Below are 23,963 nucleotides of genomic sequence, written 5' to 3' on the forward strand. Positions count from 1 at the left end.
GTCCGTAGAGGTAGGTCGCCGTGCCCCACCGCCCGGCGACGATGCCCGGCAGCTGCAACAGCACCTCATCTGTCGGGGCTCCAAATGGAGTCTCCCCGCAGGAGTTGGCACCTTTTCGAGATGGTTAGTCTCGACGGTTGCCCCGGCTTCAAAGGGCCTGACCCTCAGCCGGTCTCGATGAGTAGCGCGAGTCTAGGGTCAAGGGGCGGATTCGGTCAAGAAAACCCGCGGCAACAACCAACCCGCGTCACGAAAAAACTACCACGATTTCTTCGCCTTAGCGGTCGGGCGTCAATGTCGGCCTTGCCCCAAGCTGCTCCAATGTATTAACGTGCTAATACACTAGTACAGTATCTCGGTTACCGGCCCTCCATCAGCTTCGGGGCACCATGAAAGAGCATCGGGCATTGACGCCGCGCCAGGAGGCGCTGGCGGAACGGGCGCTGTTTGGCGCCATCCTGACGTTACGCAGCGTTGAAGAATGCCGCGCGTTCTTTCGCGACCTGTGTACGCCCGCGGAGCTGCAAGCCCTTGCCGATCGCTGGGCCGTGGTGGCCCTGCTCCAGCAGGGAGTGCCGTACCGGGAAATTCACAAGCAGACCGGCGTCAGCGTGACCACCATCGGTCGCGTCGCGCGCTACCTGCTCAACGGCAATGGCGGATACACCTTGGCCGCCGAGCGCATGAAAGATTCCACCGACTCCCGTTCACCCGACTCAGGGCGCGTCCGACCATGATGGACAAAGCAACCCGTCTCAAAGTAGCCCTGCAGAAATCCGGGCGACTCACCGAAAACTCGCTGGACCTGATGGTCCGCTGCGGCTTGAAGTACAGCCGCGGCAAAGACCAGCTGATGTGCTACGGCGAGAACATGCCGCTCGATCTGCTGTTCGTGCGCGACGACGACATTCCCGATCTGGTGCAGCAGGACGTCTGCGACCTGGGCATCGTCGGCCTCAACGTGATCGAAGAGAAGCGTCTCGCCTTCCAGGCGAAAGGCGTGCAGCCGTTGTTCGAACAGCTGATGACGCTCGACTACGGCAAGTGCCGCCTGTCGATCGCCGTGCCGGATGGCGTCGAATACAAAGACGCGCGCTCCCTGCACGGCAAGCGCATCGCCACGACTTATCCAAACATTCTCGCCCGCTACCTGCGTCAGCGCGATGTGCAGGCTGAGATCGTCACACTGTCCGGCGCCGTGGAAATTGCGCCGCGTCTCGGCCGCGCCGATTTCATTTGTGACCTGGTGTCGACGGGCTCGACCTTGCTCGCCAACCATTTGTGGGAGGCCGAGACCATTCTCGAAAGCCAGGCCGCCATCATCACGACGCCGGTGCCGGTGTCGGCTGAAAAGCAGGACTGGATCCATCGCCTGACGATGCGCATCGACGGCGTGCAGCAGGTGAAGGAAAGCAAATACATCATGCTGCACGCGCCGCGCTCGAAGCTTGCCGACATTCGCAAGCTCCTGCCCGGCAGCGAATCGCCGACCATCGTGCCGCTCGACGGCAATGGCGACAAAGTCGCCGTGCACGCGGTGTGTCGGGAGAACGTGTTCTGGGAGACGCTCGAGAGCCTGAAAGGTGCCGGCGCGAGCGCGATCCTGGTGTTGCCGGTCGAGAAGATGCTGGCGTGATGCCGGCGGGGCGGCCGATGCCCGCTCACCGTTGATGTTTGCTTGTCGGCCGCAGGGCCGACTGACTTAGCCAGAGAGGTTGACCGTGAGCTTGTCGATGTTGGAGTGGTCGAGTCTTTCCGCGGATGAACGGCGGGCTGCCTTGCGGCGCCCGGCGCAGGCGGACACCGACGGCTTGCACCGACGCGTTCGCGAAATCATCGACGAAGTCCGCGCTCGCGGCGATCAAGCACTGCTCGACTTCACCGAACGATTCGACGGCGTGAAGTTGCGATCGCTTGAAGTCGACGCCGCCGAATTCGACGCCGCCGAACAAGCGTTGACCGCCGATCAACGCGCGGCGCTCGAGCGCGCAATCAGTAACGTGCGCCGCTTTCATGAAGCACAGCTCAGCAATCCGCTGCGAATCGAAACGTCGCCGGGCGTGATCTGCGAACGTCACTTCCGGGCCATCGATGCCGTGGGTTTGTATGTACCCGCGGGCGTCGCTCCCCTGCCCTCGACCGCCGTCATGCTGGCCGTACCGGCAAGCATTGCAGGCTGTACCACTCGCATCATCTGCACGCCGCCTCGCAAAGACGGCAGCGCCGATCCTGCTGTGTTGTTCGTCGCCAAATTGTGCGGTATCAGCCGTGTGTTCAAGATTGGTGGCGCGCAGGCCGTCGCCGCCATGGCCTATGGCACCCGGAGCGTCCCCAAGGTCGACAAAGTCTTCGGCCCTGGCAACTCCTGGGTCACCGCTGCAAAGATCATCGCGGCGAACGATCCGGATGGCGCCGCCCTGGACCTGCCGGCCGGCCCTTCCGAAGTGCTGGTGATTGCGGACCAGGAGGCCAACGCCGATTTCGTCGCCGCCGACCTGCTCGCTCAAGCCGAGCACAGCGCCGACGCTCAAGCCATTCTGGTCACGACATCCAGAGCGCTGGCCGAAGCGACCATCGAACAGCTGGAAGCGCAGATGCGCCGGCTCGGCCGCGAGAGCACGCTGCGCGAATCCATCAATCACGCGCGCCTGTTCATCGTCGACTCGTTGCAGTCTGCATTTGATCTGAGCAACGCTTACGCGCCCGAGCACTTGATCGTGCAGGTTGCGAAAGCTCGCGACTGGCTGCCGAGCATTCGAAATGCAGGCTCCGTGTTCCTCGGCGCGTGGACGCCCGAAACCATGGGCGACTACTGCAGCGGCACCAACCACGTGTTGCCCACCTATGGTTTTGCCCGCGCCTACAGCGGACTGTCGCTGGTCGATTTCCAGAAGCGCATGACGGTGCAGGAACTGAGCGCCGACGGCTTGCGCGATCTCGGTCCGACCGCCGTCACCATCGCCGGCCTCGAAGGCCTCGACGCACACGCCAACGCAGTCCAAGTGCGCCTGCGCCAACTCGCGAATCTCTCATGAACCCGATCCTGAATCTCGCTCGGCCCGACATCCTGTCGCTACAGCCCTATCAACACGCGGCGTGGGAGCCCACGCTCGAGCGCATGCACGCCAACGAAATGCCGTGGCGTGCGCAAGGCGATGCGTCGCATGCCGGCCTCAACCGTTATCCCGAACCGCAGCCCGACGAACTGATCGAACATCTCGCCAGGCTGTACGGCACAGCGCCGAAGAATGTGATCGCCGGACGCGGCAGCGACGAAGGCATCGACCTGCTCGTTCGCGCTTTCTGTCGCGCAGGCGAAGACAGCGTGCTGATCTGCCCGCCGACTTTCGGCATGTACAAAGTATCGGCGCGCATTCAGGGCGCGGGCGTCATCGAAGTGCCGCTCGTCAAAGAGCGCGGCTTCGAGTTGGACGTGCAAGCTGTGCTCGCCGCGTGGCGTGAGAACGTCAAGCTCGTCTTCATTTGCACGCCGAACAATCCGACCGGCAATCTGCTCGACCGCGCCTCGGTCGAAGTCCTGTGCGCGCACCTGAGTGACAAGGCACTGGTGGTTGTTGACGAGGCCTACATCGAGTTCGCCAATGCCCCCAGCATGGTGCGGGAGCTGGAGCGCTTCCCGAACCTCGTGATCCTTCGCACGCTGTCGAAGGCTTACGCATTGGCCGGCGCTCGCTGTGGCGCCCTGATCGCGCACGAAGACATCATCAGCCTGCTCGCTCGCGTGATTACCCCCTACGCGCTGCCGACGCACACCATCGACTCCGTGCTGCACTTGACTGACGAGGAGCATGTCGCCGAGTCGAAGCAGCGCATCGAGCTCATCTTGACCGAGCGAGCGCGCGTCTCTGAGGCGCTTGCCTCGTTGCCATTGGTTCGCGAGGTGTGGCCCAGCGATTCGAATTTCATCCTGGTCGACTGCAACGATGCAGATGCCGTTCTGCGTGCAGCGGTCTCGGCAGGGTTGATCATTCGCGATCCACGCTCGCAACCCGGCCTCGGCAGCAGCCTGCGTATTTCCATCGGCACACCCGATCAGAATGACCGGCTCATTCGCGGGGTCAAGCAGGCTTCGGGAGGTCTCGCATGAGCGGCCAGCGCGTCTTGTTCATCGACCGCGACGGCACGATTATCACCGAGCCGGCGGACAAACAGATCGACAGCCTGCAGAAGTTCCGGCTGGTGCCGGACGTGATCGCGGGGCTGCAGCGTCTGCGCGATGCCGGCTACACGCTGGTGATGGTGAGCAATCAAGACGGCCTCGGTACCGAGAGCTTCCCCGAGCCCACCTTCCGCGAGCCGCACGAGTTCCTTCGCGAGTTGCTGCAGTCACAGGGCATCACGTTTGCCGAGGAATTCATTTGCCCGCACAAGCCGGCGGACAACTGCCATTGCCGCAAGCCAAAGACCGGGTTGCTCGATGATTACTTGAAGAGCCATCCCATCGATCGTGAGCACAGCTATGTCATCGGCGACCGGGAAACCGATCTGCAGCTGGCGCAGAATCTGGGCATCCAAGGCATCCGTGTGCGCACGGAAGAAACACCCGGCGATACCTGGCCGCAGATCGCTGCTCGCCTGACTGCGCGGGCGCGTGTCGCGAACGTGGTGCGCAAGACGAAAGAAACGGACATCAAGGTCGAAGTAAATCTGGACCGCGAGTCGCCCATCCATATCGAGACGGGCCTCGGCTTCTTCGATCACATGCTCGAACAGATTGCGAAGCACGGCGGCTTCTCGCTGCAGCTCATCTGCAAGGGCGACCTGCACATCGATGAGCACCACACGGTCGAAGACTGTGCGCTCGCTCTTGGCCAGGCGTTGAAACAAGCGCTCGGCGACAAGCGCGGCATTCATCGCTATGGCTTCCTGCTACCCATGGACGAAGCCCTCGCCCAGGTCGCCATCGATCTTTCGGGTCGTCCCTACTTCGTGTTCGAAGGTCAGTTCGGTCGCGACACCGTCGGCCAGCTGCCCACCGAGCTCGTGCCGCACTTCTTCCGCTCGCTGGCGGAAACCTTGGGCGCGGCGATCAATCTGAAGGTTCAGGGCGAGAACACTCATCACATGATCGAAGCCTGTTTCAAGGGCGTCGGTCGTACATTGCGCCAGGCGTTTCGTATCACGGACACGGAACTGCCGAGCACCAAGGGCACGTTGTAATGCAGCTCGCGATCATCGACAGTGGCGGCGCCAACATCGCCTCCCTCCGCTACGCCATCGATCGACTCGGCATGGCCTCGGAGCTCACGACCGATCCGGACAAGGTGCGCGCCGCCTCGCACGTGATTCTGCCGGGCGTCGGCGCCGCGGCCGATTGCATGAGCCGCCTGCAGAAAACGCCCGGCCTGGTCGAAACCATTCGCAAACTGCGACAGCCCATGCTCGGCATCTGCGTCGGCATGCAGCTGTTGTTCGAATCCTCGGAAGAAGGCGAAGTGCCCTGCCTCGGCTTGCTGCCCGGACGCGTGCGTCGCTTCGCCGATCGTGACGATCTGCCCGTCCCGCACATGGGCTGGAATCAGCTGGAGTTCGAGCCGGGGTCGCCGCTGCTGAAGGACATCCAGCCGGGCGACCATGTTTATTTCGTGCACAGCTATTCGGCGCCGGTCAGCCCGCTGACGGTCGCATCCGCCACCTACGGCGAGCAGTTCTCTGCACTGGTCCAAAGCGGCAACGTGTTCGGCGCCCAGTTCCACCCGGAACGCTCGGCGCGCATCGGCTCGTTGCTGCTGCGTAATTTCCTGCAATTGCAACAGACTCAATAAACACCCATGGAGCTGATTCCCGCCATCGATCTCAAGGACGGCCGTTGTGTCCGCCTGTTCAAGGGCGACTTTGCCGCCGAGACGGTGTATTCGAATGATCCGGCCGAAATTCTGGCCCGCTATCGCGCCTTCGGCGCGCGACGCATCCACGTCGTCGATCTCGACGGCGCGAAGGACGGCACGCAAGCGAATCGCGATGTCATCGTGAAGTTTGCCGGCGACCGTTCGCTCAAGCTGCAAGTCGGCGGCGGCCTGCGCTCGCTGGAGCGCGTCAAAGCGCTGTTGGATGCCGGCGTGGAACGCGCCGTCATCGGCAGTGTTGCCATCAATTCACCCGATGTCGTGATTTCCTGGCTGTCGGAAGTCGACCCGACGCGTATCGTGCTCGCATTGGATGTGCGATTGGATGAGTCCGGCATGCCGATGCTCACCACACACGGCTGGCAGCAAACGAGCAGCGTGAATTTGTGGAGCCTGGTCGAACGTTTCGTGCGCTCCGGCATCGCTCACGTACTGTGCACCGATGTCGCGCGAGACGGCGCGCTCACCGGCCCGAACTTCGAGCTGTACGCGGACGCGGTACGAAGATTTCCCGAGCTGCAGTGGCAAGCATCCGGCGGTGTCGCCACCGCGCGTGACTTGATCGCCCTGCGCGAATGCGGCGTCGCTGCCGTGATCAGCGGCAAAGCGCTGCTGGAAAACAAGATTTCACCTGAGGAGTTGCGGCCATTCTTGCCAAACGCATCATCCCCTGTCTCGATGTAAGAGACGGGCAGGTCGTCAAGGGGGTGCGCTTCCGCGATCACGTGGTCGTGGGCGACATCCTCGAGCTGGCGCAGCGTTATCGTGACGAAGGTGCCGATGAGCTGGTGTTCTACGACATCACCGCGAGCCCGGACGGACGCACGGTGGATCGCAGCTGGATCCGCCGCATCGCGCGCATTCTGGATATTCCTTTTTGCGTGGCGGGCGGCATTCGCAGCGTCGCCGACGCCGAAGAGGTTCTAGGCGAAGGTGCGGAGAAGGTGTCGATCAACTCCCCTGCCCTGGCCGACCCTGAATTGATCAGCCGGCTCAGCGCGCGCTTTGGCGCGCAGTGTGTGGTCGTCGGCATCGATAGCCAGACGGTCGACGGCGTCTATCAGGTCTATCAATTCACCGGCGATCCGGAACGCACGCGCAATACCGCACGCAAGACGTTGGATTGGGTGCGCGAGGTGCAAGAACGCGGCGCGGGTGAGATCGTGCTCAACTGCATGGCAAGCGACGGCGTGCGCAAGGGCTATGACATCGCTCAGCTCAGTGCCGTGCGCGCTCAGTGTCGCGTGCCATTGATCGCATCAGGTGGTGCGGGCTCGAAGGAACATTTCGCCACGGTGTTCAATGAAGCGCGAGTTGATGGCGCGTTGGCGGCGAGCGTGTTCCACACCGGTGCGTTACCGATTCCGGACCTGAAGAGCTACTTGCGCGATACCGACATCGAGGTGCGGCCATGAGGCTCGACCAGATCGAATCGTTCGACTGGAGCAAAGGCGACGGCCTGCTGCCTGCCGTCGTGCAGGACGCCACCAATGGCAAAGTGCTCATGCTCGGTTACATGAACCGCGAGGCGCTGCGCAAGACGCTCGGCGAAAAGCGCGTGACGTTTTACAGCCGGAGCAAGCAGCGGCTGTGGACCAAGGGCGAGACCTCCAGCAACTTTCTGCACCTGGTCGATGCCGCCATCGACTGCGACAACGATACGCTATTGATCACGGCCCGGCCCGATGGCCCGACGTGCCACAACGGCATGGATAGTTGTTTTGGAGATGACATCGGCACGACGGCAACTCGGCTCGCCTTCCTCTCCCGGCTCGAGTCGGTGATCGAGAAACGCGTGAGCGAGCGGCCTGAGGGCAGCTACACCGCGCGCCTGTGGGCCGATGGTCCAACTCGCATGGCTCAGAAGGTCGGCGAAGAAGGTGTCGAGGTTGCGCTCGCGGCAGTGACCCAGAGCGACGACAAGCTCGTCGGAGAAGCCGCCGATCTACTGTTTCACCTGACGCTGCTGTTGAAGAGTCGTCAACTGTCCTTGGGCCACGTGGTCACAGAACTGGAACGGCGCCACACCGCCAAGAAGTAAGTTCAACAACGACTTGAGAGCTGCGAAAGTCAGCACTGCGCCCCGTCGCTCGCCATTCTCAAATATATGTGCGCCGGCCTGCCTCCGGTCGCGGCGCACCATCGGCTAGCACTTCTCCCGTGGGGCGCGGGAAGCATATGTGCCCGGTCTACCAGGGGCGTGGAACCGTGTGGCACATAACCGTTCTCATGGCGTGCCGTCAGGCACTCGAGGACGCGGGCGGAGAACAACAATCGCATGCTTTCGTACACGGCCCGGCCGGAGCCCTCGCCCCTATCGATCTGGATGGAACAAATCACTCCGTGCGCCGGGGAGCTCGCGTGGTGTCATTCCACCGATGCCTACCGGCTTCAGAAGATCATTCGTCGCGGCGAGCTACGCTCGCCAACTCCCTGCAAAGTGTTTGGGGAGCCACTCTCTTATTTTTGCTACGGCAGACCCGCCTACAAGAAGGCTTCCTCAACGTCGATACGAACGACGGGGTGTGCCCCGGTGGCAATCCTGATGTCATCCGAACTCCTGAAATGGCGCAAGCGGGTGTTTCCTTTCGATAGCGGAGGGTTCGTTCAAGGACGATACAGCGCATGGCTGCACAGGTCGATGGAGCTTCACGAGTTCGACATCACCCGGTTGCCCGACTGCGCCCGGCGGTTCGTGCCCTCCTTCTACGCCACCCATCTCGATTATCTGACGCTGCAACCCCGCCGCCCGACCATTCCCTATGCCGACTTCTATCAAGTCGAGGCGTTGGTCGCGATGCTGACCGATACCGACGCATCCAAGGCCGACGACCGCCGCTTCATCGTCGAGCTGCAAGTCGAGCAGCCCATTCCATTCGAATGGCCGTTCGTGCGCGGCCTGATCCTGCCACAACAGCTTCGGGCGACATCCTTCGTCTCAACGTTCCTGAAGGGCCCGGGCCGCGGGGTGAAGGTTCGCTATTTTCATTGTTCGCCAAACAAAGTTGCCCTCGAATATCAAGGGCTGCTCGAACACCTCGCTCTGCAACTGCAAAAAGAGTGGAGGATGCTATGAAGGATCAAAGCGGCGTCCTGATCGGCGTCTGTCGGCCCCTGCCCGACGTCCTCGGCTTTGTCACGCCCGTTTTCCGCGATCGCGCCGGGGAGCCTGTCGCCCAGATCGTAGAGAACGGTCGCATCGTACGCTTCGTGGAACTGGATCTCGGCGAAGAGTTCGTGCCGTTGAAAAGCTTTGCCAGCGTGAGTGTCGGAGAACCTGCGCTCTACGGGATGGAGTTCGAAGACTGCATCTGCGTGGGGTCACCGGGCGTGTCGGACTGGTCAGACGAGGATGCTCTCAAAACCGCCTTTGAAAACAGCCGTCATGACAAATCGACCGGGCTTCTGACATTTCCACACCCCCAGACGCGCAAACGGAATCTCCGCATGGCGCTGGCAGCGTGCGTTGCCCTGCTGGCCTTCGGGTTGGCCTTCGTGGTGCAGGATTACCTGAAATCCAATCGGGTGATCGCAACGGACGAGAGACAGCTGGATCACAGCACGCTGCGTGACGGCACCGTCGTGCATCTCGGTGCTCTGACACAAATCAAGGTCGACTACGTCGATGCGGCGCGCATCGTGTATGTGCACAAAGGCGATGTGGTGTTCGATGTGGCGAAGGATCGGCAGCGTCCGTTCATCGCGCGAACGGATTTGGTCGACATCACGGCGGTAGGCACGAGGTTCGGGGTCTCTGTCGACTCCGGGGTGACCACCACAGTGGCCGAAGGATCCGTGACAGTAACGCGCCGTGGAAGCGCTAGTGGCCTTGTCAGGTTGCTGAAGGCGGGCGAGGAACTGCGTGTGCCGGCAAACCCATCCACTTCATTACGGGTTGAGCCTGCGAACGCGGAACGCAAGCTGCAATGGGCGACGGGCTGGCTGGATCTCAGTGGTTTGACGGTGGCTCAGGGCATCGAGCAGCTCAACCTTCGCAATCGGATGCAGATCCAGGCGGACAGTCCCACCATCAGCGAGCAGGTCGTCGATGTCGCGCTAGTGAAGGTCGACTCGCCGAAGCGGTACGCCAAGGCAGTCGCCGACGAACTGGGCGTCCGAATGACGATCGATGAGGAAAACGGCGTGATCCGGCTCTCGGAATAAATTCCCCGTGCCCCTTCTCGGCTGCAGATTGTCATGGATGTTCGCGGCACTGCTGCTCCTGGCGTGCGCGTCCACTTACTCCGCGCAACCAGACCGCACCACGCAATTCAATTTCGATCTCAAGAGGGGCTCACGCGCCGCCGTCCTGAAACAGTTTTCTCGACGAACCGGTCTGCAGATCATCAATGTAAAGGGCAGCCAAACCAGGGAGCTCGGTCCGTACATCGGGTACGTTACAGTCGACGAGGCCCTGCAGGCGCTGCTACTGGACACCGACCTGTCCTACACATGGCAGGATGAGGACACGATAAAAACATATCTCAAGGTCGTCGAACCGCCGCGAGCGGAAGACGGCGTCAGAGAAGTGCTGGTCACCGGCAGTCGCCTCGGCTTTGGCGCGGAAGGACCCGTACCTGTCAGAGTGTATGACCGGCAAAGCATCGACCGACTCGGCGCCTCGAGTCTGCCTGCTGTGTCGAGCTACTTCACGCAGCAGCCCTTTTCGTTCAGCGAATGGGCTCAGCAGAGCGGAGCGCAACACATTCAGATGCGCGGCTTGGGCGTCGACACGACGCTCGTGCTCATCAACGGACGACGAGCGCCCCCCAGCACAAGTAGTGTCTCGCTAAACGCATTCGATTTGAACAGCATACCGCTGACGGCAGTGGAACGAATCGAAGTGATGTCCGATTCGGCGTCCGCCATCTATGGCGCCGATGCGATCGGCGGCGTGGTCAACATCATCCTGAGAGACAGGATCCGCTCGCCCGAGATCTTTCTACACTACGGTCAAGCCGCTGGCGGCGGCGCCGAGCAGCGCGTCGCAGGCTCGCTTGGCGCCACCACCGAGCGCCTGAAGTCCTCGCTGGTACTGGACTACTTCGACAGAGCCGCGCTCATGGGAGAGGCTCGGGATCTATGGCGAAATCAGGATTACCGTCGCTTCGGTGGATATGACTATCGTGTCACCACGACGCAAGCCGGTAACGTCTATTCCCTGACCGGGGAGCCTCTGCCGGGGCTGCCCACATCGGCTGCCGCCGTTCCCTCCGGAAGGACGGGAGGACTCAGCCCGGCCGATTTCCTCGCAACGGCAGGCACAGTCAATCGGGGCAGCTCTTCCAGTGACCGGTCCATCAAGCCGCAATCGGTCCGCCTGAGCGCCTTTGGTTCAATAGAATTTGACCTCTCCGATCAGCTCAACTTCTTCGGAGAGCTGCTGGCGGTCAACGGCACGGTGACTTCCCTGAGCGCACCGCCGTCCCTGACTCAGCAACTCGTTCCTGCTGACAATCCTTTCAATCCGTTTGGTGAGGCAGTCCTTGTCGATTATTCCTTCGCCGATCTGGATTCGATCTCACACACTTACGACACCGAGCAAGTGCGCATGGTCCTTGGCGCTCGGGGCGAGCTCGGTCGGTGGGATTGGGAGTTTTCCGGTCAACGCAATCATGAAAATGGATCGAGTACGGTGCTGGGAGAGATCAACCTGGCCCGAGCCAGGGAAGCGGTCCATTCCGCCGATGCGCAAAATGCGCTCAATCTTTTCTCCGATGGCCCAGCGGGCACTACTACGCTGCTGCAATCCCTGATGGATCCTCCGCGGCGTCTAGACACGTCGTTCTCCAGCTCCCAATGGTCTGCGTTCCTCAGAGGGCCGCTGTTCCAAATGCCCGGCGGGCGAGTAGAGGCAGTGGTTGGCGCGGAGTGGCGTCGTGATGCGGCTGAGTTCTTCGAATCGGGCACGCGCATCGACGAGTACCGAGATGTCGCCTCGATGTTCTCGGAGATCAGGCTGCCATTGCTCGACCATCTGTCATTGAAGCTGGCTCTCCGCGGTGATAGCTATGGCTCCGCGAAGGACATGGTGACTCCCCAATACGGGCTTGTCTGGCGCCCGTCATCGCAGTGGCTGGTTCGCGCCGCTTATGGAACGAGCTTCCGGCCACCGTCGATGCTCGCGTTGAATACGCCGATGTATCGATTCTCCTTCCCAATAGCAGACCCCTTCAGGGGCGGCTCCGTGTCGGCCGTCGCACTCATCGCGGGTGGCAATCGTGATCTCGATGCCGTAACCGCGCACTCCTTCACCTCGGGTCTCACTTATCGATTTTCCGAGCTGCCCGGTTTGAGCTTGGGTGGCAGTTACTGGCGTGTTGCGATGGACAATCGGATCGTGGTGCCGCGCTACGCCGAACTGCTGAATCCGAAGAGTGACTTGGGCCATTATCGCTCGGTGCGCGACCCACCGAGCGATGAGGATGTGCGGGCGGGCTGGGCGGGGCCGTTGCGCTCACTCGACCTTCGTCTCATCAACTATGGTGACTTGCAGACCAGCGGCGTTGACCTGGACGCATCGGCGACTGTCGAGGGCAACCACGGAAGCTTACACGCGAAGCTGTCGGCGACCTGGGTCCACGAATACCTTGTGCGCGACACGAATCAGGCGTTGCCCCCGGATCGAGTAGGAATCGCGAATATACAAGGCACCATCCCGGCGTGGCGCGTCGTCGGCTCGCTGGTTTGGGAGTTTCGGTCGTTTGGCGCCTCGACCACCGCGACGTTCACGCCGTCCTATCAGGATGCCGATGTGTGGTACGGGCCGCTCGATAGACACATCGCCTCTCGGACCCTCGTGGACCTGCAAGCCTGGGTGGATCTGGACATCGCCGGAACCACTTTGCTCGATGGAACGAGAGTCACGCTCGGCGCTCTGAATGTGTGCGACGAAACTCCAGACTTTGCAAACGCCGGAGCGTCGCTTGGATATGACATCTCCCAAGCGGACCTGACAGGCCGGTTCATCTATTTCCGGATTACGACGCGCTTCTGAGAGCTGACGCCTCTATTAAGTTGCCTCCAGAACCACCGAATACGTGTAGCTCACGCCCTGCCGGCTATCCTTCGCAGGCGTCGGCCGATGACGCGACATTGCCAGATACAACGCCCGGCCCGCTCGGCTTGAAGCTGAATCGACCTTCTTTATCCGTCGTCACTTCGACGAACGGCTTCTGATCCGCGGAAAGCGCCTTGCCGCCGAAGATGGACACGGCATGGCCGACGAGCGGCTTGCCATCGAATAGCACCTCGAACTTCACGTCCGACCCGACGAAAGTGGAGTTCGGATGGGACAGCGCTCGATACTCCAACCCCGTGTTGCGCGCAGCGAGCGCCTGCGCGTGACCTTGCCGTCGCCATCGTCATCCCACGTGCCGATGAATGCGTTGCCCGTGTGGCCGCCGGTGGGCATAGCTTTGCCAACTTCCGCGGTCTCGGCGCCATGGGCTCCGCTACGGATCGAGTCCACAACGTCGGGAGCGGTGCCAGATCAGTCGAAGCTCAGCCGTCCGTTGCGGACTGGTGTGGGCTGGCCCGAGAGCTGGCGGCTCGCCGGAGAACCCAGCGAGCGCCAGAGATGCTAACGATTCTCAACTTGTTGGCAAGTGCCTCGTCAGAACCAGACACGCAAGCCTGCGACGAATTGCAGCTCGTCTGTATCGTCACCGTGCTCGCGCGCGAGGTCGGCTGTGCCACCAAATTTCCGTGACCACACCGCCCCGAAATACGGCGCGAACTCACGACGGATCTCATATCGCAGCCGCAGTCCGAGTTCCGCGTCGCTGAACCCTGAACCGATACCGTTGGCCGGATCGTCCCTGCCGTAAATTTTTACTTCCACCTTCGGCTGCAATATCCAGCGTTGAGTTAGAAACATTTCGTACTCGGCGGAGAAGTTGGCCGCGGTCCGGCCCTCCTCGCCCACGTACGCCAATGCCTCGACTTCGAACCAGTACGGTGCGAGTCCTTGCACGCCGAACGTCGCCCAGGTTCGCGATGGACCTTCGCCAAAATCGTGCGCCACGCCGCCTTGCAGGCTCCACCAACGTGAGATCACACGGTCCCAGAGCAATTCGGCCGACCCTTCATAATCAGCGTCCGAGCGCTCGCCTTCAGTCTTGAGCAGCGCCTTGTTGTAGTCGTTGCCGAACCAGGCTCGACCGTCCCAGAAGAGCACATCGCCAGCGTCAGTGTCGCGCCACTCCAGTTGATCGAATGCCACCATCCCGAACGGCGCGGTGTCGTCCATGTCCATCATCTCCGCCATTTCCTCTTCGGACATGTCGCCCATCGGGTGTTGCGGCGGCTCCGGCGGAACGTGTGCACGCTCGCTCTGCGTGCGTTCCTCGGAATGATGCTCGTGGTGCTGATGCTCTTCCTGAGCAGCAGCAGTCGTCACAACCGAGCCAAACAAGGCCAGCGCGAGAGGCAGTTTGATCAGCGCGCTCATGAGTGATCTCCATGGCCGCCGTGATGCGCCATGCCATCTGCGGGCTCGACGTGCACCTCGCGGAACATGCCGGCCTCCATGTGATACAGCAGATGGCAGTGATACGCCCAACGTCCCAGCGCATCCGCCGTGACTGCATAACTCAGCTTCTGCGCCGGCTGCACATTGACCGTGTGCTTGCGCACCTGGAAGTTGCCCGACGCATCTTCGAGCTCACTCCACATGCCGTGCAGGTGGATGGGATGCGTCATCATGGAATCGTTGACCAGCGTGATGCGCAGCCGCTCGCCGAGCTGAAACTTCAGTGGCTTGGCCTCGGAGAACTTCTGGCCGTTGAACGACCAGACAAATCTTTCCATATGGCCGGTGAGGTGCAGCTGGATCTCGCGCCCGGGCGGACGGCGATCGATCGAACCGCCGATGGTGCGCAAGTCCGCGTAGGTCAGCACGCGACGCCCGTTGTTTCTCAAGCCAATGCCCGGATCGTCGAGCTCGAGGTTCGGCCGATCGACCTGCATATCGAGCAATGGTGTTTGCTCGGTCGGCGGATGCTCGATCGTTGTCGATGGAGCCGCTGCTCCATGCCCAGCGTGCGGATTTGCCGGAGCATGATTCATCTGACTGTGATCCATTGGCGCGCTACTCGACGCGCCATGACCGCCATGCCCCATGTCACCCATCGTCAGCAATGGCCGTGGATCGAGCGGCGGAATTTCCGCTTCCAATCCAAGACTCGGCGCCAGCGTGCCACGCGCGTAACCCGACCGATCCATCGCCTGCGCAAAGATCGTGTAGGCGCGATCGTCCTTCGGCTCGACGATGACATCGTAGGTCTCCGCCGCGCCGATGCGGAACTCATCCACCGACACGGGCTCGACATCCACGCCATCGGTTGCAACGACGCTGAGCTTCAACCCCGGAATGCGCACATCGAAGAACGACATCGACGAGCCGTTGATGAAGCGCAGCCGTACTTTTTCACCGCGCGAGAACAGACCGGTCCAGTTGCCGGTCGGCGTCACGCCGTTCATCAAGTACGTGTACGCGTAGCCTGACACGTCGAGCGTGTCGGTGGGATTCATGCGCATCTCGCCCCACATGCGTCGATCGGCGAGCGTCTGGCCCAACCCGTTCTTGCGCACGTCGGCGAAGAAATCGCCCGCGGTGCGACGGCCGAAGTTGTAGTAGTCGCTGTGCTTCTTGAGCACGGAAAAAATCCGCTCCGGATCGAGATCGGTCCAGTCGGACAGCATCACCACGTAATCGCGCTCGGTCGGGAAGCGCTCGCCGCCGCGACGCTCGATCACGATCGGCCCGTAGAGCCCGGTCTGTTCCTGAAAGCGCGAATGCGCGTGATACCAGTAAGTGCCGTGCTGGTTCACCTTGAAGCGGTACAAATACTCGCCGCCGCTGGGAATACCGGCAAAACTCAGGCCCGGCACACCATCCATGTCCGCCGGCAGAATCATGCCGTGCCAATGAATGGAGCTGCGCGCGGCGAGCCGATTGGACACGCGTAAGGTGACGGTGTCGCCCTCGCGCCAGCGAAGCAGCGGCCCCGGAATCTGCCCGTTCACCACGGTGCCGATTCGTTTGTGCCCCGTGAAATTGAACGACGCCTCGCCGATCTGCAGATCGAAATGACTGCCGGTCAGCACCGTCTGCGTCTGGCTTTGGGCCCAGACGTCGCTTGCTCGATGGGCGCCCAACACGAACAGCCCGGCGCCGGCCGCCTGCAAAAAACTCCTGCGCGAGAGCTGCGGCATGCGCGCTCGCGGTAACTGCATCATCGATGACATGAAACTCTCTTGAACTAAAGCGTCGACGTGCGCACAGCGACGGCCATTGCCATCAGCGAGCGCTCAGCAAACATCGGCCGAAGAGAGTCAGGCGGGAGGTCTGAACAACCCAGTGGGACGCGCGGCAGGAATGGTTTGTGCGCCAGAGGGAACGCGCAGCAACGCCACCGAGACAGGATTCATGATGACTGCACCGAGCGCTGCGCAAGGCAGGTGCAGGCACGGGCACTCGCAGTCGCCAGATTTGCAGCAGTCGTGCTCGCCACCGGAGTCATCGGAATGGTGGGTCTTAGGCGCTTCATGCTCGGCACAGGCCGGCTCGCCAGCCACTTCGGACGTCGCCGGCTGAAGCGTCGCCTCCGCCGCCACCGGCATCGCATGACCCAGCTCGCCGACGACCAGACGGGCCATCAGCAAGAAGATCAGCGTCCAGCGTTGCCAGCAGAATTTCACGGCGCGAGAGTACAGGCCATCGCGGCAGCGCGCAACGACGCGGACATTAACTCCCGGTCATGCAGCGAGGGCCTCTCCTGACAAGGGGTCGGAAGTGCCTGAAAAACAGCCTCGCGATCGCTTGCGCACCGTGACCGCGCTGGAACTTGCCTTTCTGCACCACGTTGAGTGAGTACCCGAGGCTTGGGAGCTTCAACATGAAATCTTTCTCTTCACGACTCATTCCCGTCGCGATCGCCAGCATCCTATGTGGGGTAGCGGTCGCCGGCGGCGGTAAAGACGATCACATGAAGATGATGGACAAGGACGGCGACGGCAAGATCACGGCTGCCGAGCACACCGCAGGCGCCAAGACGATGTTCACCAAGATGGACGCCGACAAGGACGGCCAGGTGACCGCCGCCGAAATGGACGCGATGCACGACTCGATGAAGGACAAGAGTCATGCAACGGCTCGTACCGAGGGTGGCCCGAACGAGCAAAAGATGGCCGATAAGAAGGCCTATGACGAAACCGGCACCGGCAAGAGCATGCCGAAGCAGATGTCCTCCGAGCAAAAAATCGCGAAGATGGACACCAATAACGACGGCAAGCTGAGCGCGGCCGAGCACGCCTCCGGCGCCAAGCAGATGTTCGGCAAGATGGATGCGGACGGTGACGGAGCGTTGACGGCGCAAGAGATGCGCGACGGTGAACGTAAGGAAATGACGGCGAGCGACGAATAGCTCGCTGTAGGAATTATCTAACGTCGGGCCGCCGGGCGCCGAGCGCCCGGTCCGGCCCGATTGCGACGCGTCTGAGGACGCCGCGCGCCCTGATCTGTGAGCTTGCCCGTGTCCACGCGGGCCAGGATTGTTACAATCCGGCGATAACGATTCGTCCTGGCCCCTGCTCTGAACAACACGGAATCGTCTTCCGGGCTCGCTCTTGCAACTCGAACGCTGGCACCAGATCAAAGATCTCTTTTCCGCGGCTTTGGAACACCCCACTGCCGATCGTGCCGCCTTTCTCGACCGGACCTGCGGCAACGATATCGAGCTGCTGGCCCAGGTGCATTCGCTGCTCGATGCTCACGAAAGCAGCCTGGGCTTCATCGAGCGTCCCGCCATAGAGCGAGCCGGCCTCGCTCCACCCTTCGAGCCGTGGGATTGGCAGGGCCGGCGTCTGGGCAACTACCGCATCGTCAGCGAGCTCGGCCGCGGCGGCATGAGCCATGTCTACAAGGCGGTTCGCGACGACGATCAGTACTACAAGGAAGTGGCCATCAAGCTGCTGCGCCCTGGCCTCGATACGCAGGGTCTGTTGCAACGGTTGCGTGACGAGCGCCAGATGCTCGCCGAGCTGAGTCATCCGAACATCGCTCAATTGCTCGATGGCGGCGTCACCGAGACCGGCGCGCCCTACCTGGTCATGGAGTACGTCGAAGGCCAACCGATCGATGAGTATTGCGAAGAGCGCGGGCTGAGCATCCCCGCGCGACTCGATCTGATGCGAACGTTGTGTGGCGCGGTCCATTACGTGCACCAACATCTGATGGTTCATGGCGACCTGAAGGGCGGCAACATCCTGGTCACCCAGGGCGGCGTGCTGAAGCTGCTGGATTTTGGCATCGCCAAGCTGCTCAACGCGTCGAGCGAAGCCTCGCAGGCCCTGAACAATCAGTTCGTGGCGCTGACGCCGGCCTACGCGAGTCCCGAACAAATCCGTGGCGAGCCCATTACTACGGCGAGCGATGTCTACTCGCTAGGCGTCCTGCTCTACAAGTTGCTCGCGGGCACGTTGCCTTTCGAGGTGCCGGCCGAATTGTTCGGTCGGGATGCAGCGGCGGCCTCAGGCGATCGTCAGCCTCGTCTGCCCAGCATCGCTGCCGAGCAAGGAAAAATCGCTTCATATCGTCGCATTGCCCGGCAGTTGCGCGGCGATCTCGATGTCATCGCGATGAAGGCGCTAGCCAGGGAGCCCGAGGATCGCTACGGCTCCGCCGAACACCTCGCCGAGGATATGCATCGCTATCAGCGCGGCTTCCCGGTGCACGCGCATCCCCCGCGGGCCCTGTATCGCACACGAAAGCTGGTGATGCGTCACAAGGCGGCGACGGTTGCGTCGGGGTTGTTTGCTGTCGCAATTGTCTCCGGCATCGTCGCCACTGCGTGGCAAGCTCATGTGGCGAGCAACGAGCGCGCACGCGCCGAGCGCCACCTGGCAGAGATTCGGAAACTCACGAACACCTACCTGCGCGATGTCTACGACGCGGCAGTCAACCTGCCGGGCGCCACTGAAGTGCGCAAGCTGCTGGTGGAGAACTCGCTGAAACACATCGCCGCGCTGGAGAGCGAATCGCAGGACTCGCTCGAGTTCAAGCGCGAGCTTGCACAGGCTTATCAGCGCTTTGGCGATGTGCAGGGAGACTATCTGGGCGCCAACCTCGGCGACACGGAGGGCGCGGTGCAAAGTTATCGTCGCGCGCTGCGCCTGCGTGAGCAGGTCGCACAGCAGAGCCCGACCCTCGCCGACGTGTCCGAACTGCTACGCAGCTACGTTTCTGTGAGCGAGCTGCTGGCGGCGCAAAGCAAGCTCGATGAGGCCATCGAGCTTGCGGAAGACGCCGACGACATCGGCCAAAAGCTCGCGGCCATGCCGGGCGCCACTGCCCCCGAGCATCGGATGGCGGCTGCGGCTCGCATGCTGCTCGGAACGAACTTGAGCACCGTCGATCTGCCGCGAGCCCTCGAAGCCCTGCAATCCGCACGAGCGACTTTCGAACGCCTGTTCGCTGAGCAACCCAAGAATCCAGGCGCGCGTCGCGACATGGCGCTGATTCACAGCCGCCTGGGCTTTGCTTATGCGCGCGCCTGGCAATACGAACAGGCCCTGGAGCATTACCTGCCCGCGTCCGACTACGCCGAACGATTGGTGGCGGAGTTCCCGGCGGATGCTGCGGCTTTACGAGGCGGGGCGTTTGCGCTCAACAACATCGGCGAAGTGTATAACGCCCTGGGCCAACCCGATCAGGCGCTCAGCCGATTGCAACTCGCGCTGGAACGCGTCGAGCATCTGCTGCGGATCGATCCCGTAAACGAGCAGGCATCCGTCGCCGTGGCTTACGTGTTGAATCAGCTCGGCGACAGTTATCTGTTGAAAGGCGAGCCCGCAACGGCCCTGACGCATTTGAATCGGGCCTTGCGGCTGGTCACTGAAGCGCCGCCGCCGAAGCCCACTGACATCGCCGAGGTCCGCATGCTTCCCGGCATGACGAACTTCCGTCTCGGCAAGGCGCACGCGCTGCTGAAGCATCAGCGCGAAGCTGCAACCTTTCTGGCAGCCAGCCTCACGCGGCTGGAGCCCCTGACCGCCGATCCGGTCGTCGGCAAGGATGCGCAGCGCCTCACCGAGGAAGCGAGGCAGCTGCTTCAATCCGCGAGCTGATCAGATCAGCACTTCGATCGCGGGCTCACGCAGGTTGTAGGTCGAGCTCATCGCCCGTCCGTACGCACCGGCCGTGGCGATCAACAGCACGTCACCTTCCTGCGTCGGCGGCAGCAGGCGGTCGTTGCCCAGCTGATCGCCCGACTCGCAGATCGGACCGACGACATTGAACACCTCGGTCGCGAGATCGTCCAGGCGAGAGAGATTCACGATCTCGTGGTGCGCGCCGTACAGCGCCGGGCGAATGAGTGAATTCATGCCCGTGGCGACGCCAACATAGTTCACTTCGCCCTTGCCCTTCAGCTGCGTCACCTGGGCCAGCAATACGCCAGCTTCAGCAACCAGATAGCGGCCCGGCTCGATCCACAGCGTCAGCTTCGGATGCGCCGTCTTCAGTGCGGCCAGCGTCTCGCCAAACTCGGAGAGCTGCACACCCTGTTGCCCCAGACGCTCCGGCACGCCGAGGCCACCGCCCAGATCGACGATGCGCACGTCCTTGAAGCGTTGTGTCAGCGCGGTGAGCGTGTCGCCCACCGACTTCCAATTGTCGACCGTGAACACACCGCTGCCAGTGTGTGCGTGCAGACCGACAACCCGCGCCCCCGCCGCCTTCACCAGGCGCTCGAGCTCATCCATTTCGAACAACGGCACGCCGAACTTGGAGTGCACGCCCGCCGTGCGCACCTTGTCGTGATGACCCCGGCCATAGCCCGTGTCGATGCGAATGAACACGTCGCGGCCCTTGAAGACTTCCGGCCACGCCTTGAGCGGATGCAAGTTATCGAGCGTCACCCAGATGCCCTGCTGCACGCCCCACTCGTACTCCGCGCGCGGCGCGAAGTTCGGCGTGAACAGGATCTTCTGCTTGTCGAGCTTCGGCAGCGTCTTCATGACGTGCTCGACTTCGAAACGCGATACGCACTCGAAGCCCAGGCCCTGCTCGGCAAACAACTTGAGGATCTCCGGATGCCAGTTGGCCTTCAGCGCATAGAACACGCCTTCGATGCCCGGCAGTGCGCGCAATGCCTTGGCCTTGGCGGTGAGCGTCGCACGGTCGTAGACGAACGCCGCGCTGTGCTCGCGACCCAGCGAGATCAGATCGTTGCGACGGTCGTGCCACCACTGCTTCAGATCGATCGCCGCCTTGTCCTTCGGGCCGTACAGCTCTTCCCAGGTCGGGCCGAGCACCCGATCCGCGGTCATCTTCTGGATCGCAATGTCGTGCAGTCGCGAGACCAGGCGATCGCCCTGCCCCTCGTCGATCACGAAAGTGATATTGAGGTCGTTGGCCGCCTGCGTCACCAGATAGATCTTCTGCTCTTCGAACAGCTCGAGCGCATCACCGAGCCGGTGCAGGATGGCGCGAATGTTTCTTCCGACCAGGCTCACGGCCGCGCACGGACCGATGACTTCGACGCGGCACAGCTTGCCCAGGTCCACGACCAGCGCATCGAGCGTCGCCTTGTCCAGCGTATTCGCGGCCGGATCGAGCGACACGGTGACACTGGTCTCGGACGTCGACACCAGATCGATCGACAGGCCGTGATCCTTGAACACCTGGAAGGCATCGGCGAGGAAGCCCACCGAATGCCACATGCCGACCGTTTCCATCGACACCAGCGTGATGTTCTTCTTGATCGTGACTGCTTTCACCTGCGCGGCGACGTTGCCACCGTGCGTGGTGATGACGGTGCCTTCGAGCTTCGGCGTCTGCGTCGCGTAGACATACAGCGGAATGCCGTACTGCTTCACCGGCATGATGCAGCGGGGATGCAGAACCTTGGCGCCGCTGCTAGCGATTTCCTGCGCTTCATCGTACTCGAGCGCACGAAGCAGTCGAGCTGTCGGCACCGAGCGCGGATTCGCGCTGAACATGCCGGGAACGTCGGTCCAGATTTCCAGGCGACGCGCGCCCAACTTCGCCGCGAAGTAACTGCCCGACGTGTCGGAACCGCCGCGCCCCAGCAGCACGGTGTCGCCGTGCTCGTCACTCGCGATGAAGCCCTGCGAGATGAACACTGTGCCCTGCGTCGACCAGCGACGCTGCAACTCGAGATCGGGCTCGTAGTTGCAAGTGGCGGAGAGATAGCTCGAGCGCAGGTTCGCGTTGCGACGCTGCTCGGCCTTGAGCACCGTGCGAGCATCGACCCACTGCACATCCAATCCTTGAGCCGCGAGGAATGCAGCACCGAGTCGCGTTGCCATCAATTCGCCCTGGGCCATCACGCGAGCACGCAGGCGCTCGCTCACTTCGCCAACCAGCGCGATGCCGGCCGCGATCTGCCGCAGCCGTTTGAACTGTTCCTCGAGATCCTGGCTGGGCGTGACCCCGAGATCGCGCGCCAGATCGCGATGGCGCTGTTCGATCTGATTCATCACCGCCTGCGCTTCATTGCCAAGCGTGTTGTGGCTGTCCAGCGAGACGGCGAGCAGCTGCTCGAGCCGGTCGGTAATGCCCGAGAGCGCCGAGTGGACAATGACCGGGCGCAGCCCTTCGGCGAGCCGGTCGCGAACCACTGCCGCGATATTTTTCCAATTCGCTACCGAGGAAACGCTGGTACCGCCGAACTTGAGCACCACCCACGGCGACGCCGCGGGCGTGGAATCAGCCATCGTCATTTTGGGAGCTCTTCTAGTGTGAGTAAAAGGATCGGGGTCGCGGGCCAGCGCGCACCATCCTGGCTCCGGCCTCGAGAGCTTTGCCGGAGTTAGCGGTCAGCTGCAGGGGGCGCGGTAGCCAAGTCTGGCTCGCGCGGCACCTTACTATTCTTCTTCGAAATCGTTCAGTTCTTTCTTCAGGCGCCGGTCGGCCAAGACATCCTCGAGTTTGCTCCAGGCTGCTTTGCCTTTTTTCGCCGCGGCATTGGCGTTGGGTCGGGCGCGTCGGGCGCCCGAATCGATGAACTTCTCGTAATTCGAGTCCTCGTCGCTTTCGGCGACGAAGTCATCATCGATATCGAAGTGATCGTCGTCTCTCTCCATCACGGCCTTTCCTGGAAAATCCAGCCAAATCAACTACATCGGTAACCGGCAAGGCCGGAAGCCTGCGGACTATATACGACTCGCGGCGGTTTTCAATGGCTTGGAGGACAGGCCCTTCAAATAGTTCGCCCGCTCTGGTAGGGGCGTGCCCTGGCTGGACTCAGGTTAAGCGCCGTTGCTGACCACGACCGGGGCCCCCCGCCCCAGACCCAGCGCCTCGGCCGCGCTCTGCTCCGCCCGGGCGATTTCGACGACGCCGAAGGAGTTGACGAGGGCCAGGAACTCCCCCGGGCTCACGTCCCCATAGGTGCGCCTGAGGGCAAAGCTGTGGCCCCCGGTTTTGACCATGGGTCGACGGAAGGACTCGATCAGCGCGCCGTCGATATTGGTGATCAGGTTGCCGAAATGGTCGGTGGTAATGACCACCCCGGCCACCTGGTCGGCGGCCACTGTCGGCTCGTCCACCCAGGAAGGCACGATGTCGTGGGTTTCCGGCCCCAGGTCGGCCGGGGCCGCCCGCCGCCCGGCGATTTCCGCCGCCAGGGGCGCAAAAATGTCCCGGCCGTGGAAGGTGGCGCTGGCCGGCGGCAGCCTGAACTTGCTGCCCGCATTGGTGGCATCGAACCGGTAGATCTTGGCGCTGGGCACCTGGGTCAGGATCGGCGCGAGCAGCCCATTGTCCGGCGCCAGGAAGGCATGGCCATTGGCGACCACCGCAACGATGTCGCGCTTGGTGCCCACGCCGGGGTCGACCACCGCCACGTGCACCGAGCCCTCGGGGAAGTAGCTGTAGGCCCGCGCCAGCCAGAAACCCGCTTCGGCCGGCCAGTACACCGGCACATCGTGGGTCACATCGACGATCCGCGCCTCCGGTAATCGGGCCAGGATGCGACCCTTCATGGTCGCGACGAAGGGCCCTTGCGGACCGAAGTCGGTGGTGAGCGTGATGACGCCGCAGGCTGAGAACATGGTTTCGATGAAAGC

20 protein-coding genes, 1 pseudogene and 1 riboswitch are annotated in these 23,963 nt (G+C 62.3%); of the genes and pseudogenes, 14 read left to right on the top strand and 7 right to left on the bottom strand.

Going from position 1 to position 23,963, the window contains the following annotated elements; all coding sequences use genetic code 11:
* Positions 1–62: 62 nt before the first annotated feature.
* Positions 63–184: riboswitch (SAM riboswitch) on the bottom strand.
* Positions 185–389: 205 nt separating this feature from the next.
* The 12 genes from EK373_RS29620 (at position 390) to EK373_RS29670 (ending at position 12,864) form a co-directional block, all read left to right on the top strand.
* On the top strand, positions 390–737 hold the full coding sequence (locus EK373_RS29620) for a YerC/YecD family TrpR-related protein (RefSeq protein WP_129648703.1): 348 nt from the start codon (positions 390–392) through the stop codon (positions 735–737).
* Complete coding sequence (hisG, locus tag EK373_RS29625; RefSeq protein WP_157994616.1) at positions 737–1,636, top strand: ATP phosphoribosyltransferase; 900 nt, start codon at positions 737–739, stop codon at positions 1,634–1,636. The genes EK373_RS29620 and hisG overlap by 1 nt, the downstream gene beginning before the upstream one ends.
* A 97-nt stretch (positions 1,637–1,733) precedes the next feature.
* Positions 1,734–3,035: a histidinol dehydrogenase gene (gene hisD / locus EK373_RS29630; RefSeq protein WP_407676227.1), complete on the top strand. Its 1,302-nt coding sequence runs from the start codon at positions 1,734–1,736 to the stop codon at positions 3,033–3,035.
* Entirely contained in the window at positions 3,032–4,108 is a 1,077-nt protein-coding gene (gene hisC / locus EK373_RS29635; RefSeq protein WP_129648707.1) for a histidinol-phosphate transaminase, read from the top strand. The genes hisD and hisC overlap by 4 nt, the downstream gene beginning before the upstream one ends.
* A complete protein-coding gene (hisB, locus tag EK373_RS29640) occupies positions 4,105–5,181 on the top strand; it encodes a bifunctional histidinol-phosphatase/imidazoleglycerol-phosphate dehydratase HisB (protein ID WP_129648709.1) in 1,077 nt (358 codons plus the stop codon). Before hisC ends, hisB begins: the two co-directional genes overlap by 4 nt.
* On the top strand, positions 5,181–5,786 hold the full coding sequence (gene hisH, locus EK373_RS29645) for an imidazole glycerol phosphate synthase subunit HisH (protein ID WP_129648711.1): 606 nt from the start codon (positions 5,181–5,183) through the stop codon (positions 5,784–5,786). The genes hisB and hisH overlap by 1 nt, the downstream gene beginning before the upstream one ends.
* 6 nt (positions 5,787–5,792) lie before the next feature.
* Positions 5,793–6,551 (top strand): 1-(5-phosphoribosyl)-5-[(5-phosphoribosylamino)methylideneamino]imidazole-4-carboxamide isomerase, encoded by a 759-nt coding sequence (hisA, locus tag EK373_RS29650; RefSeq protein WP_129648713.1) that lies wholly within the window; start codon positions 5,793–5,795, stop codon positions 6,549–6,551.
* The gene (gene hisF / locus EK373_RS29655) at positions 6,515–7,282 is read left to right on the top strand and encodes an imidazole glycerol phosphate synthase subunit HisF (RefSeq protein ID WP_129648715.1); all 768 of its coding nucleotides are present in this window, start codon (positions 6,515–6,517) and stop codon (positions 7,280–7,282) included. The genes hisA and hisF overlap by 37 nt, the downstream gene beginning before the upstream one ends.
* Positions 7,279–7,908 carry a bifunctional phosphoribosyl-AMP cyclohydrolase/phosphoribosyl-ATP diphosphatase HisIE gene (gene hisIE, locus EK373_RS29660; RefSeq protein WP_129648717.1) on the top strand — a complete coding sequence of 210 codons (630 nt, stop codon included), beginning with the start codon at positions 7,279–7,281 and terminating at the stop codon, positions 7,906–7,908. Before hisF ends, hisIE begins: the two co-directional genes overlap by 4 nt.
* A 504-nt stretch (positions 7,909–8,412) precedes the next feature.
* Positions 8,413–8,943 carry a hypothetical protein gene (locus tag EK373_RS33250; protein ID WP_157994599.1) on the top strand — a complete coding sequence of 177 codons (531 nt, stop codon included), beginning with the start codon at positions 8,413–8,415 and terminating at the stop codon, positions 8,941–8,943.
* Positions 8,940–10,031, top strand: coding sequence for a FecR family protein (locus EK373_RS29665; protein WP_157994600.1), 1,092 nt, complete (start codon positions 8,940–8,942; stop codon positions 10,029–10,031). Before EK373_RS33250 ends, EK373_RS29665 begins: the two co-directional genes overlap by 4 nt.
* A 37-nt stretch (positions 10,032–10,068) precedes the next feature.
* A complete protein-coding gene (locus EK373_RS29670; RefSeq protein ID WP_129648721.1) occupies positions 10,069–12,864 on the top strand; it encodes a TonB-dependent receptor plug domain-containing protein in 2,796 nt (931 codons plus the stop codon).
* A gap of 64 nt (positions 12,865–12,928) precedes the next feature.
* On the opposite strand, the pseudogene EK373_RS29675 reads toward EK373_RS29670, so the two are convergent.
* The 4 genes and pseudogenes from EK373_RS29675 to EK373_RS29690 all read right to left on the bottom strand — a co-directional run.
* Positions 12,929–13,186 (bottom strand): annotated as a pseudogene (locus tag EK373_RS29675) (DUF4198 domain-containing protein); the annotation flags it as partial.
* Between the two features lie 296 nt (positions 13,187–13,482).
* The gene (locus EK373_RS29680; RefSeq protein WP_129648725.1) at positions 13,483–14,319 is read right to left on the bottom strand and encodes a copper resistance protein B; all 837 of its coding nucleotides are present in this window, start codon (positions 14,317–14,319) and stop codon (positions 13,483–13,485) included.
* Positions 14,316–16,118 carry a copper resistance system multicopper oxidase gene (locus EK373_RS29685; protein ID WP_198683749.1) on the bottom strand — a complete coding sequence of 601 codons (1,803 nt, stop codon included), beginning with the start codon at positions 16,116–16,118 and terminating at the stop codon, positions 14,316–14,318. The genes EK373_RS29680 and EK373_RS29685 overlap by 4 nt, the downstream gene beginning before the upstream one ends.
* An 87-nt stretch (positions 16,119–16,205) precedes the next feature.
* Complete coding sequence (locus tag EK373_RS29690; RefSeq protein WP_129648727.1) at positions 16,206–16,571, bottom strand: CopL family metal-binding regulatory protein; 366 nt, start codon at positions 16,569–16,571, stop codon at positions 16,206–16,208.
* 197 nt (positions 16,572–16,768) lie between these two features.
* Between EK373_RS29690 and EK373_RS29695 the strand changes: the two genes are divergently transcribed.
* Together EK373_RS29695 and EK373_RS29700 are read left to right on the top strand one after the other, a co-directional pair.
* Positions 16,769–17,296, top strand: coding sequence for an EF-hand domain-containing protein (locus EK373_RS29695; protein WP_129648729.1), 528 nt, complete (start codon positions 16,769–16,771; stop codon positions 17,294–17,296).
* A gap of 202 nt (positions 17,297–17,498) precedes the next feature.
* On the top strand, positions 17,499–19,997 hold the full coding sequence (locus tag EK373_RS29700) for a serine/threonine-protein kinase (RefSeq protein ID WP_129648731.1): 2,499 nt from the start codon (positions 17,499–17,501) through the stop codon (positions 19,995–19,997).
* On the opposite strand, the gene EK373_RS29705 is transcribed toward EK373_RS29700, so the two are convergent.
* From EK373_RS29705 to EK373_RS29715, 3 genes are all read right to left on the bottom strand, one after another.
* Positions 19,998–22,616 (bottom strand): bifunctional aspartate kinase/diaminopimelate decarboxylase, encoded by a 2,619-nt coding sequence (locus EK373_RS29705; RefSeq protein WP_198683750.1) that lies wholly within the window; start codon positions 22,614–22,616, stop codon positions 19,998–20,000.
* Positions 22,617–22,760: 144 nt separating this feature from the next.
* Complete coding sequence (locus EK373_RS29710; RefSeq protein ID WP_129648733.1) at positions 22,761–22,982, bottom strand: hypothetical protein; 222 nt, start codon at positions 22,980–22,982, stop codon at positions 22,761–22,763.
* A gap of 162 nt (positions 22,983–23,144) precedes the next feature.
* Positions 23,145–23,948 carry an SAM hydrolase/SAM-dependent halogenase family protein gene (locus EK373_RS29715; RefSeq protein WP_129648735.1) on the bottom strand — a complete coding sequence of 268 codons (804 nt, stop codon included), beginning with the start codon at positions 23,946–23,948 and terminating at the stop codon, positions 23,145–23,147.
* Between the last annotated feature and the right edge of the window lie 15 nt (positions 23,949–23,963).

Source organism: Peristeroidobacter agariperforans, from assembly GCF_004138335.1.
Lineage (GTDB): Bacteria > Pseudomonadota > Gammaproteobacteria > Steroidobacterales > Steroidobacteraceae > Steroidobacter > Steroidobacter agariperforans.